11 protein-coding genes are annotated in these 12,435 nt (G+C 49.2%); all 11 read left to right on the top strand.

The genetic code is table 11. The features are described 5' to 3' along the window. Positions 1 to 107: 107 nt before the first annotated feature. The 11 genes from ACY2VW_RS01985 (at position 108) to ACY2VW_RS01935 (ending at position 12,355) form a co-directional block, all read left to right on the top strand. Positions 108 to 446, top strand: a complete 339-nt coding sequence (locus tag ACY2VW_RS01985) for a P-II family nitrogen regulator (RefSeq protein ID WP_461876804.1) — start codon at positions 108 to 110, stop codon at positions 444 to 446. Positions 447 to 534: 88 nt separating this feature from the next. Next, positions 535 to 1,749, top strand: coding sequence for an ammonium transporter (locus tag ACY2VW_RS01980; RefSeq protein WP_461876803.1), 1,215 nt, complete (start codon positions 535 to 537; stop codon positions 1,747 to 1,749). Positions 1,750 to 1,764: 15 nt separating this feature from the next. Continuing rightward, positions 1,765 to 2,103 carry a P-II family nitrogen regulator gene (locus tag ACY2VW_RS01975; RefSeq protein WP_022462439.1) on the top strand — a complete coding sequence of 113 codons (339 nt, stop codon included), beginning with the start codon at positions 1,765 to 1,767 and terminating at the stop codon, positions 2,101 to 2,103. Between the two features lie 97 nt (positions 2,104 to 2,200). After that, a complete protein-coding gene (locus ACY2VW_RS01970) occupies positions 2,201 to 3,115 on the top strand; it encodes an ABC transporter permease subunit (protein WP_177268434.1) in 915 nt (304 codons plus the stop codon). A 12-nt stretch (positions 3,116 to 3,127) separates the two neighbouring features. Then, positions 3,128 to 4,033, top strand: coding sequence for an ABC transporter permease (locus ACY2VW_RS01965; protein ID WP_461872901.1), 906 nt, complete (start codon positions 3,128 to 3,130; stop codon positions 4,031 to 4,033). Between the two features lie 5 nt (positions 4,034 to 4,038). After that, positions 4,039 to 5,082, top strand: a complete 1,044-nt coding sequence (locus ACY2VW_RS01960; protein WP_117761474.1) for an ABC transporter ATP-binding protein — start codon at positions 4,039 to 4,041, stop codon at positions 5,080 to 5,082. Then, positions 5,075 to 6,100: an ABC transporter ATP-binding protein gene (locus tag ACY2VW_RS01955; RefSeq protein WP_461876802.1), complete on the top strand. Its 1,026-nt coding sequence runs from the start codon at positions 5,075 to 5,077 to the stop codon at positions 6,098 to 6,100. Before ACY2VW_RS01960 ends, ACY2VW_RS01955 begins: the two co-directional genes overlap by 8 nt. Positions 6,101 to 6,192: 92 nt before the next feature. Continuing rightward, on the top strand, positions 6,193 to 7,857 hold the full coding sequence (locus tag ACY2VW_RS01950) for a peptide ABC transporter substrate-binding protein (RefSeq protein WP_461876801.1): 1,665 nt from the start codon (positions 6,193 to 6,195) through the stop codon (positions 7,855 to 7,857). 121 nt (positions 7,858 to 7,978) lie between these two features. Continuing rightward, positions 7,979 to 9,058 carry a histidinol-phosphate transaminase gene (gene hisC / locus ACY2VW_RS01945; protein ID WP_461876800.1) on the top strand — a complete coding sequence of 360 codons (1,080 nt, stop codon included), beginning with the start codon at positions 7,979 to 7,981 and terminating at the stop codon, positions 9,056 to 9,058. A 314-nt stretch (positions 9,059 to 9,372) separates the two neighbouring features. Further along, complete coding sequence (locus ACY2VW_RS01940) at positions 9,373 to 9,978, top strand: type IV toxin-antitoxin system AbiEi family antitoxin domain-containing protein (protein WP_461876799.1); 606 nt, start codon at positions 9,373 to 9,375, stop codon at positions 9,976 to 9,978. Between the two features lie 199 nt (positions 9,979 to 10,177). Beyond that, positions 10,178 to 12,355, top strand: coding sequence for a glycoside hydrolase family 3 C-terminal domain-containing protein (locus ACY2VW_RS01935; protein WP_461876823.1), 2,178 nt, complete (start codon positions 10,178 to 10,180; stop codon positions 12,353 to 12,355). The last annotated feature ends 80 nt before the right edge of the window (positions 12,356 to 12,435 follow it).

Genomic DNA, 12,435 nt, shown 5'->3' with positions numbered 1-12,435 from the left:
AGGTTAGAAAATCTGTCAGAAAACAGATTTCTATATAGAAGCAGCAGAGCCGGTAAATGAAAAGATGAAACTTGTACAGGAGCCGGTTCGGAAAGGGAGGGAAAATCATGAAAAAGCTGGAAATTGTAATTCGTCCGGAGAGCCTCGAAAACCTGGAGCTACTCCTCGAGGAGCAGAAGGCAAACGGTATGATGATCACAAATATCCTTGGATATGGAAACCAGAAGGGATATCGTCAGATGTACCGTGGAGCGGAAATCGTGGCCAAAATGCTTCCGAAGGTTAAGGTGGAAACCGTTGTGGAGGATGACAAGGTTCCGAAAATCGTTGATTTTGTTGTGAAAAACCTGTCAACCGGAACTTATGGCGATGGAAAAATTTTCGTTTACGATGTCGAAGATGCAGTGCGAATCCGGACAGGTGAGCACGGCGAACAGGCACTTTAAAAAATTTGAAAGCTGCCGTTTCAGAGATGACCGTTTCAGAAGATCTGCAGACGGGAACAGGTAAGATGGGAATGAGGAGGAACTTATTATGGAAAACACACAGGTATTACTCAATATCGTATGGACCATGGTCGGAGCCTTTCTGGTGTATTTTATGCAGGCCGGATTTGCCATGGTGGAAACAGGATTTACAAGAGCGAAAAACTCCGGAAACATTCTGATGAAGAATATGATGGATTTCGTGCTCGGCTCTATTTTCTTCTTTATCATCGGATTTGCGCTGATGTTCGGAGGAAGCAATGCCTTTATCGGAACATCAGGTTTCTTTCATCCGAAAGCGCTGGCAGATGCAGATGGCATGTTCAACGGACTGCCGATCGGCGTATTCATGATTTTCCAGACCGTGTTCTGTGCAACATCGGCCACGATTGTATCAGGTGCTATGGCAGAGAGAACTAAATTCATCTCTTACCTGATTTACTCCGCAGCCATCAGCATTTTCATTTATCCGATCACCGGACACTGGATCTGGGGCGGCGGCTGGTTAAGCCAGATCGGATTCCATGATTTTGCAGGATCTACTGCAGTTCATATGGTCGGCGGTCTGTGCGCCCTTGCCGGTGCAAAAATGGTCGGACCTCGTATCGGAAAATACACAAAAGAGGGAAAACCGGTTGCGATTCCTGGTCATAACCTTCCGCTTGGAGCACTTGGTGTCTTTATCCTCTGGTTCTGCTGGTTCGGATTTAACTGTGGATCTACCACAGCAGCAACCTACAATCTTGGCGACATTGCCATGACCACAAACCTCGCAGCAGCAGCAGCAACACTGGTTACCCTGATTGTTACCTGGGTACGTTATGGAAAACCGGATATCAGTATGACAATGAACGGCGCACTGGCCGGACTGGTAGCTATCACAGCAAGCTGTGATGTAGTCAATGATTACGAGGCACTGTTCATTGGAGCAGTTGCAGGTGTTGTCGTTGTATTCGCAGTTGAATTCTTTGATAAAGTCGTAAAAATCGATGACCCGGTTGGTGCAATCAGTGTACACGGTGTCTGTGGAGCACTCGGAACCTTATTCACCGGTATTTTTGGTGAGGGATGCAGCTTTATCACCCAGCTGATCGGTTTTGTAGCAGTTGCGGTATATACCCTGATCCTGGCGTTCATCCTGTTCTTCGTCCTGAAAAAGACCATCGGACTTCGCGTAACCGAGAAAGAAGAGATCGACGGACTGGATATGCACGAGCACGGATGCAGCGCTTATGCAAACTTCCACTTCCACAATGACAAATAAAAAGGTGGTGCGGATATGAAAAAGCTGACAGTTATTGTCAAACCCGCGAACCGGGAGGATGTCATCGACATCATGGAATCGTGTGCCGTTTACGGCGTGATGGAAACGGATATCACCGGATATGGAAACCAGAAAGGCTATCGGGTGATGTACCGCGGAACCATGAGCGGACCGAATGTACTGATGAAATGCAAATTCGAGACCGTGGGTGATGATAAGACAATTGAAGTATTAAAAGGCTTCCTGGAAAAGAAGCTGTGTACCGGAAATATCGGAGACGGAAAGATTTTTGTCGAAAAAGTGGCAGATGTCATCCGGGTTCGTACCGGCCAGCGTGGCGAGGAAGCATTATAAAAACAAAAGACAGAAAAAAAGGTGCAAAGAGGCAGCCAGAACAGATCGTTCGGCTGCCTCTTCTGAGCTAAAAAAGCCGGAACGGGAGGAATGCTGCATGGTAAGATACATTATAAAACGTTTATTTATTGGAGTGGTGACGATCTGGGCACTGATCACCATTACCTTTTTCCTGATTCGGATTATGCCGGGCAGCCCGTTCGAGGCAGACAATCTTTCCCAGAGCGCGATTGAACAGCTCGAATCGACCTACGGACTGGATGAGCCCATGTGGAAACAGTATATTCTTTACATGGAAAATCTGATGCACGGAGATCTCGGCATTTCCTACAAAAAGAACGTTTCTGTTAATACACTGATCGCAAGAGGATTTCCGTACACGTTAAGCATCGGACTTCTCTCGATCGCGGTATCCGCTTTCATCGGTATTCTGATGGGCATCTGGATGGCGACGAGCAAGCGGCTGGCAGTCAAAAACACGCTGCTTGGAATTGCGACGCTGGGGGTCAGTATCCCGGGATTCGTCACAGCGATCCTGCTGATGATGGTTTTCGGTGTCTGGTGGCCGGTACTCCCGATCGTCGGTCTTGGTTCTCCGGCCAACTACATTCTTCCGGTGGCGGCACAGTCATTCGGACAGATCGCTTCGATTGCCAGACTGACCAAGAGTACCTATTCCGAGGCGATCCAGATGGATTACGTAACGATGGCAAGAGCGAAGGGACTTAGCAATCTGTACATCACCGTACGTCACGTCCTCAAAAATGCACTGATCCCGGTTGTCACTTATTTCGGACCGGCCATCGCATTTCTGATCACAGGAAGCTTTGTTGTAGAATCTATTTTTTCTATTCCGGGAATCGGACGTGAATTTACGAATGCCATCACAAACCGTGATTACACCGTAGTCCTTGGATTTAGTGTTTTCATCGGTGTGATTATCACCGTTGCCAACCTGGCAGTGGATATCATTTGTTCCCTCATTGACCCGAGAATCAAACTGACAAACTAGGAGGTGACTGTTATGGACTGGTTTTCACCGATTGATCCATCCAAAAAGAACAGCGAGTTTATTGCCGTGGAGAGCAAAAGCTTCTGGAAAGCGGCGTGGGGAAGATTTAAGAAAAATCCAATGGCAGTCCTCGGACTGGTCGTCATCCTCCTTATGGCAGTGATTTCTATTTTCGGACCGATGATCAGCCCCTATGCATACGATGCACAGGACGCAGCCAATCAGTATGCGGGCTTTTCGGCACAGCATATTTTCGGAACCGATAAATTCGGACGTGATGTATTTACAAGACTCTGTTACGGAGGCCGCATCAGCCTGGCAATTGGTTTTGGAGCAGCCGTCATCAACACCGTTCTCGGTGTGGTGATCGGTGGATTGTGCGGCTACATTGGTGGAAAATTTGACAACTTTGTCATGCGTATTGTGGATATCATCTACGCGATGCCTTCTATGATCTACGTTATCCTGATCATGATGGTTCTTGGATCGAATGTACGAAGCATTCTGATCGGTATCTGCATTCCGGGCTGGATCGGTATGGCGCGTCAGGTAAGAGGCCAGCTGATCGCCTTGAAGGAGCAGGAGTTTTCCATGGCAGCACTCGTCATCGGAGCAAGCGATGCGCGGATTTTGTTCCGTCACCTGCTGATCAATGCCATCGGACCGATCATTGTACAGATTACCTTCCTTGTTCCGAATGCCATTTTCACCGAAGCCTTCTTAAGCTTCATCGGAATCGGTATTTCCGCTCCGATGGCAAGCTGGGGTTCCATGGCACAGGATGCCCGGCAGGTGCTCACGATGCACCCGGGACAGCTTTTTCTGCCGACCATCTGCATCTGTATCACCATTTTCTCCCTGAACTTCCTCGGTGAGGGAATCGGCGATGCCTTTAATCCAAAGAAAACCAGGGGGTGAAGCGTATGAGTTTACTCGAAATCAGCCATCTCACAACAAAATTTGAAACGCAGCAGGGAACCGTCAGTGCAGTACGCGACGTTTCCTACCATCTGGAAGAGGGCGAGGTACTCGGTATTGTCGGCGAGTCCGGTTCCGGAAAAAGTGTCGGTATGCTGACCCTGATGGGTCTTCTGGCATCGAACGGCAGGGTAGAAGAAGGAGAAATCCTCTTCGACGGAGAAAACATTTCTCCGCCGCACACGAAGGACCGGAAAGAAAAACGGGCTTATGAAAAGAAAATGCAGCAGATCCGCGGAAACCGCATCGGCATGATTTTCCAGGATCCGATGACATTTCTGAATCCGATCCTGAAAATCGGAATTCAGATGACAGAGGGAATTCGAAAGCATCAGAATTGTTCCAAAAAAGAGGCGGAAGCGAAAGCCATTGAGCTGATGCGGCAGGTCGGAATTCCAAGTCCGGAAAAACGGCTCGATCAGTATCCATTTGAATTTTCCGGTGGTATGCGGCAGAGAATCATCATTGCGACGGCGCTGGCATGTGATCCGAAGCTGATTATCGCAGATGAGCCGACAACCGCACTGGATGTAACCGTACAGGCACAGATCCTGGAGCTTTTGAAAAAGCTGACGAAGGAAAAAGGAACCTCCGTTATTATGATTACCCACGACCTCGGCGTTGTCGCTTCTATGTGTGACCGGATTGCCATTATGTACGCCGGCCAGATCGTAGAAGAGGGAACCGTCGATGAGATTTTCTACGAACCGCATCATCCGTACACGAAAGGTCTTCTGAACAGTATCAACAATTCGGCAAAGGATAACGACGAACCGCTCGTTCCGATTCCGGGAACACCGCCGGATCTCTTAAAACTCCCGAAGGGCTGCGCATTTATGAGCCGCTGTCCTTACACCATGAAGATCTGTGAGGTACAGGCTTCTCCGGTGACAACCTACAGCGAGACGCACTGCTGCAGATGCTGGCTGGAATGTATGGATGAAACAAAGATCACAGTTTCCGGGGAGGAGGCGGCTGCCAATGAGTGAAAATGTACTGGAAGTAAAAAATCTGTGTAAATACTTTGATGTGAACAGAGGAATGAAGGGAGCACAGAAGGTCATCGCCGTAGATGGTATTTCCTTCGAGGTAAAAAAGGGGGAAACCTTCGGACTGGTCGGAGAATCCGGCTGTGGAAAAAGTACACTTGGCCGCACGATTTTACGGATTTATGAGCCGACAAAGGGCGAAATCGTTTTCGAGGGAGAAGATATCTCCAAGCTTTCCCGGAAAAAGATGCTTCCCTACCGGCAGAAGCTGCAGATGATTTTCCAGGATCCGTATGCATCCTTAAATCCCCGTTTTACCGTCGGTGAGATTATTGAGGAGCCGATGGTAATCCATCACATGTACGATGAAAAAAAGCGAAAAGAACGTGTGCAGGAGCTGCTGGAAACGGTTGGATTGAAACCGGACCACATCCGGAGATATCCGCATGAGTTTTCCGGCGGCCAGAGACAGCGAATCGGAATTGCGAGAACGCTGGCACTCGAACCCGACTTTATCGTCTGCGACGAACCGATTTCGGCGCTCGACGTTTCCATCCAGGCACAGGTCATCAACCTTTTGGAGGATATTCAGAAAAAAGAGGGCATCAGCTATCTCTTTATCGCACACGATCTTGGCATGGTAAAGCATATCAGCCACCGGATTGGTGTCATGTATCTGGGACACATGGTAGAAATCGGAGAATCCAATGATGTTTACCGCCGTCCGCTTCACCCATATTCGAAGGCACTGCTTTCCGCAGAGCCGATTCCGGACCCGAAGACCGCAAGAAGCAGAAAACGAATCCTGCTGGAAGGCGAAATTCCGAGTCCGATCCATCCGCCGAAAGGATGCCCGTTCCACACGAGATGTCCCTACGCTATGGAAGAATGCAGCCAGGCCCGCCCGGCAACGTATGATGTTGAGGGCAGGAAAGTGGCTTGCTTCTTATATTCCCCGCGGTATTTGAGACAGAGGGAGGGTCTGGCAATCGAACCGTTGCTGGCCGGAGCAAAATAGAACCATTCAGGTGCGGCAGGTTCCGGAACAGAGGTTCCAAAGACCGTAGCTGTGTTTCAGACAAGCATCAGCAGCAAAAGGAGGAGAACATTATGAAAAAATTATGGAAAGCAACAGCGACAGTGGCAGCGGCTGTTCTTCTGGCAGGATCCCTTGCCGGATGCGGAAGCAGCGGAGGAAGCAGCAGCTCTTCCGGAGGAGGAAAAAGCGGCAGTACTTCCGATATGATTGTGACAACGATGAATACAGAGTCCGGATCTTTGGACAGTGCAGGAGAAAGCTCTCTGTGGTGGTGGTCCTACGATGATGTGTGTATGGCGCCGATCATGGAAATGAAAGAGGACGGTTCCTGGGATTACATTCTGGCAGAAAGCGTTGATGTCAATGATGATATGACACAGTACACCGTACACCTCCGCAGCGATGCAAAATGGAGCAACGGAGACGATGTGACAAGCGCCGATTTCAAAAACACCATTGTCCGCGCACTGGATCCGAACTGCAAGAGTGGTTATTCCTCAATGCTTTACCCGATTGCGGGAGCCGAGGAAATGTACAACGGAACCGGCGATGAGAGCGGCCTTGGCGTAGACACCAGCGATGACAAGACCATCGTGTTCAACTTAAAGGAGCCATGCGCTTACTTCGAACAGCTCTTTGTACTTCCGGTTTACATGCCGACGCACCGTGAGCTTCAGACCGAGACCAACGGCGACTGGGCAATGGGAAATGACATGGATGCGCTGGTAAGCTGCGGACCGTACTACCTCGCAGAGTATGTACCGAACCAGTACAGCGTTTATAAGAAAAATGAAAATTACGTTCAGGCAGACCGGATCAAAACCGATACGATCAAAAAAATGGTTATGGACGATACACAGTCTATCATCAATGCGTATAAATCCGGTGAGCTGAACTTTATCTCAGCAGATTATACTGTTATGGATGAGTATAAAGACAGCGATGAGCTGATTACTTCTCCGGCCATGACAAGCTACTATGTATTATTTAATGTAAATGAAGCTCCGTTTGATGATGTCCGCGTCCGCCAGGCATTCTCCATGGCGGTCAACCGCGATGAGGTAGCTTCCGCGTGCGGTTCCTCTTATGAGGCAAGTGATTTCTTCGTAGCAAAACATCTGAAATCTTCTGCAAGCGGCAAGGACTGGGCAGAAGAAGTAGAAGAAGATCCGATCGGCTTTGATCCGGACAAGGCAAAAGAGCTTCTGGCAGAGGCCGGTTACCCGGATGGAGAAGGCTTCCCGGCCATCACCTACAAATACCCGAGCCTCCAGCTTGACAGCGATATGGCACAGGCCCTGCAGGCACAGTGGAAAACGAACCTCGGAGTGGAAGTAGAGCTTCAGGCAGAAGAGCAGCAGGTACAGGTGGCAGAGAGAAGATCCGGTGATTTCCAGATTGCCCGCATGAGATGGACCGCAGACTTTACCGATCCGTTCACCTTCCTTTCCATGTACCGTTCCAACGACAGCTACAACGATAACAAGACCAATTGCCCGGAGTATGACGAACTGATGGCACAGTCGAATGAGGAAAGCGATCCGACCGCCAGATTTGAGCTGCTGCACCAGGCTGAGAGCGTACTGGTAAACGACTACTGCTTCGGCGTACCGGTACTGAATTCTTCCAATATTTATTTGGTAAGCACCGATATCACAAACTTTAAGATTGACCCGTCCAGAAACATGATCCGTACCAAATATCTGGTATTAGGAGACAGCTCTTCTGAGTCTTAAGCAAAAAATCGGAAAACGGGAAGGCTCCGCAGATGGCTTAGCAGCTGTTTCGAGGGGAGCCGTAAAACGGTAATTTTCCGGAAAAAAACAATAGAAGCCGCGAAAACAGGAGGAAATGGATATGGAAGTAAATAAAATCATCAGCCACGCATTACAGAGCATGCCGCCGAGCAAACGTCAGAAAGCATTTGCGAAGGACACCTCAAAACTGATCCATATGGGATTAAACGAAAATAATTACGGAATGTCACCGAAGGCAGTGGCGGCGCTGGAGGACTCTATGGCGGGAAGCCATTTTTATCCTGATTTTGCAGCAGTACTGCTGAAACAGAAGGTAGCGGAGCAGTACGGATTAAAAGCAGAAAATGTACTGACAGGCGCCGGATCGAGTGCGATGATCGATATGATCGGACTGACCTTTCTGGACGAGGGAGATGAAGTGCTGTTTTCCGCTCCGACCTACGGGGCATTTGCCGATATGGCATATTTAAACGGCGGTGTGCCGGTTTCCGTACCGGTTACCGAAGAGCAGAAATTTAATCTCCCTGCCATGAAAGAAAAAATCGGTGAAAAAACAAAAATCGTGGTGATCTGCAATCCGAATAACCCGACCGGAACGTATGTGCCGATCGGGGAGCTGGAAGCATTTGCAGATACCCTTCCGGAGGACGTTCTGCTGGTGATGGACGAGGCATACATGGAATTTGCCACCGAGCCGGACTGCTGCAGTATGGTCGATTATATGAAAGCGCATCCGGAAAAACCGATTCTGGTTCTCCGCACCTTTTCCAAATATTATGCGATGGCAGGCCTTCGTGTCGGCTATGCGCTGGGCTCCGAAGAGCTGATTGGAATCATGCGGAAATGTTCCGCTTCCTGGAACCTGAATGTCTGTGCACAGAAAGCGGCAGTGGCAGGCCTGGCAGACCAGGAGTATTACCAGGCGCAGAAAGCCAAAATCGTGGAGGGAAGAGAATATCTGGAAAAAGAGATGGCAGCGCTTGGATGCAAGGTTTATCCGTCCCAGTCGAATTTCATCTACTTTGACACCGGAAAAGATCCGGCATGGATCCAGGAGCAGCTGATGGACAAGGGCATCCGCATCGGCGCCTTCGAGATGAGCCGTGTCAGCGTGGGAACGATGGAGGAGTGTAAACTTTATATCAAAGCATTAAAAGAAATTCTGGAAGCGGCAGAGTGAAAAGGTTTTACGGTAAACGTTAAAAGATAGAATGAAAGAGAAAAAGACCGGATGAGAAGTAAAAAATCCGGTCTTTTTCTGCTGGTATGAGAACAGAAAAAGCGGATCAGCAGGTTGCATATTTCAGGTAAAAAAGGTATACTTATAAGTGATAAAAAGAGAAATATGTTAGCAGCAGCTAATAAGAAAAAAACAGAGGAAAAACATGGTTTTTGCAAATTAGTGCTTGCCATTCCATGAAAATTGGAATATTATATGTGCAAACGCCTATAGATGAAAAAAGATGTATCACATCCTGAAAGGGGAAAGAAAATATGCTTTTTAAAACATACCAGAAGATCACGACGTTATTTAAAGAACATCATGGATATATGAGCTTCGCAGACCTCAGAGATCATCAGGTGACCGTACTGCAGCTGGCAGAAATGGAAGAGGAAGGAAGTCTGGAACGATTTGCACGCGGCTGGTACTGGTGCAAGGACTGTGGTTATGAAAAACCGGAAGACTATCAATATATCGAAATTGCGAAAGTAAACCCACGCGCAGTCATCTGCATGGACAGTGCCGCATGGCTTGCCGGAATGCTGAAAGAAGAGCCGGCTACGATTGCAGTTGCAACAGCACGGACAGACCGGAAAAAAATGGATCTGGAAAATTTTGAAATCAGACGTTTTTATTTCCAGAATGCCGATGTCCCGGGCGAAATCTGTGAGAAAAAGACAGAGTTTGGTTCCTACAAATATTATTCTCCGAAGAGAACCTTCTGTGACTGTCTGCGCATGAACAACAAGATGCCGGAGGAAGTAAAAGAAGAAATCCTCACCTGGTGCCGGAAACAGAAATATTCCAAAGAAGAGATGCTGGAATACGCGAACAAGCTCCGTGCGGTAAAAAATATCGAGGAAGAGTATCAGAAATAAAATTTCACAGGAATAGATAAGGGAAACTCCCGACGGAAGATCTTATACGAGAAATTCTGCCGGGAGTTTCTGCGTGTATATCGGATGGTTACGCATACACGATTTCCCCGTATGTTCCCCTGTGTCATTCGCAAAAATCGCATAAAATGAGAAGCAAAGAGCAATACTTGACTAGCCGAACGGGAAAAGCGGCGATACAATAGAGGCAACAAATTTCGGGAGGATTTTATCTATGAGTAAAGAGACAAGAGAGTATGCAAAACAGCTGGTTTCCCAGATGACGCTGGAAGAAAAAATGAGCCAGATGGTCTATCAGTCACCGGCGATCGAGCGTCTTGGCATTCCGGCATACAACTGGTGGAATGAAGCGCTGCACGGCGTGGCAAGAGCTGGTGTGGCAACGGTATTTCCGCAGGCTATTGGCCTTGCAGCAACGTTTGATAAAGAGCTGCTGCAGGAGATCGGTGATGTTGTTTCTACCGAGGGACGTGCAAAATTCAACGAGTTTTCGAGAAAAGGCGACCGCGGCATCTACAAAGGCCTGACCTTCTGGGCACCGAACGTCAACATTTTCCGTGATCCGAGATGGGGCCGCGGCCATGAGACATATGGTGAGGACCCGTATCTGACCGGTGAGCTCGGATGCGCCTACATCCGCGGATTACAGGGACCGGACCCGGATCACCCGAAGGCAGCGGCGTGTGCCAAGCATTTCGCCGTCCACAGCGGCCCGGAGGCGATCCGCCATGAGTTTGACGCAAGAGTCAGCAGACATGATCTGTATGACACCTATCTGTATGCCTTCAAACGCTGTGTCAAGGATGCAAAAGTCGAGGCAGTCATGGGCGCGTATAACCGTGTCAACGGTGAACCGGCATGCGGAAGCAAGACATTGTTAAAGGACATCCTGCGCGATGAGTTCGGCTTTGAAGGCCATGTTGTCTCCGACTGCTGGGCAATCATGGATTTCCATGAGCACCACAGAGTGACCAAAAATGTAGAGGAGTCCGCAGCGCGCGCCGTCAACAACGGCTGTGACCTGAACTGCGGCGTTGCTTTCCTGCATCTGCCGAAAGCATACGAGGATGGCCTGGTATCCGAAGAGGCAATCACCGCGGCAGTTGAGCGCCTGATGGAAATCCGCATCCGACTCGGTATGATGAAAGAGTATCCGTCACCGTACGAAGATCTGTCCTACGATCTGGTCGAGTGCAAGGAGCATGTTGATCTGTCCGTCGAGGCAGCGAGAAGAAGTATGGTTCTGCTGAAAAATGAAAACAACATGCTGCCGCTCGATGTGAAGAAGATCCGCAGTATCGCCGTGATCGGACCGAACGCGAACTCGAGAGCAGCGCTGGTTGGAAACTATCAGGGAACATCGTCCAGATACATCACACCGCTGGAAGGAATTCAGCAGTATGTCGGTGATGATGTGAGAGTGACATACGCAGAGGGCTGCCATCTGTATAAAAATAAAGTCGAAGGACTCGGCGAGGACAAAGACCGTTTCAAAGAGGCTGTCATTGCCGCTGAGCACGCAGACGTTGTCGTTCTGTGCCTTGGACTTGATGCAACTGTTGAGGGCGAGGAAGGCGATGCCGGAAACGAATACGCGAGCGGCGATAAGCTGGGCCTCAATCTGCCGGGCTTACAGGAGGAACTGCTGGAGACGATCACAGCGGTTGGAAAACCGGTTGTCCTCGTTCTTTCGGCAGGAAGTGCCATCGACCTGTCCTGGGCAGAGGAGCATGTACCGGCTATTCTTGACAGCTGGTATCCGGGTGCGCGCGGCGGAAAAGCCGTGGCAGAGGCGCTGTTCGGCGATTATGCACCGAACGGAAAACTGCCGGTGACTTTCTATCAGGGAACAGAAAATCTGCCGGAGTTCACCGATTACAGCATGGCAGGACGAACCTACCGCTATACTGATAAAAATATTCTGTATCCATTTGGATATGGACTGACGTATGGAACAATTTCCTACAGCGGCGCAAAAACGGAGCAGGAGACGAGCGCGGTGCTCGACGATGTGACCGTGTGCACGAAGGTGAAGAATGAGAGTGCATATCCGCTGCATGAGAGCGTAGAGATTTATGTGAAATACAAAAACGCACAGCCGGGTGAGCCAGGCTTCCAGTTAAAAGGCATCGCGTGCGTGGAACTGCAGGCAGGAGAAGAAAAAGAGGTTTCCGTGACACTGCATGCAAGAGATTTTGCTGTTATCACAGAGGACGGCGGATGTGTCGTACGGCCGGGCGAGTATGAAATCTCCATCGGCGGACAGCAGCCGGGCGAAAGAAGCCGCGCGCTGACAGGACGTGAGACAGAGATTCTGACAGTCAGAAAAGAAGGAAATGAAGAGAACGTCGAGTATTAAGTATTAGATAGAAATTGAAAAACGAAGAGGGAAGTGGAATCGTCTGCCTCCCTCTTTTGGTGACAGAATGGAGAGACAGG

The organism is Fusicatenibacter sp., from assembly GCF_977045365.1.
This window is presented reverse-complemented; position numbering and strand designations above follow the sequence as displayed.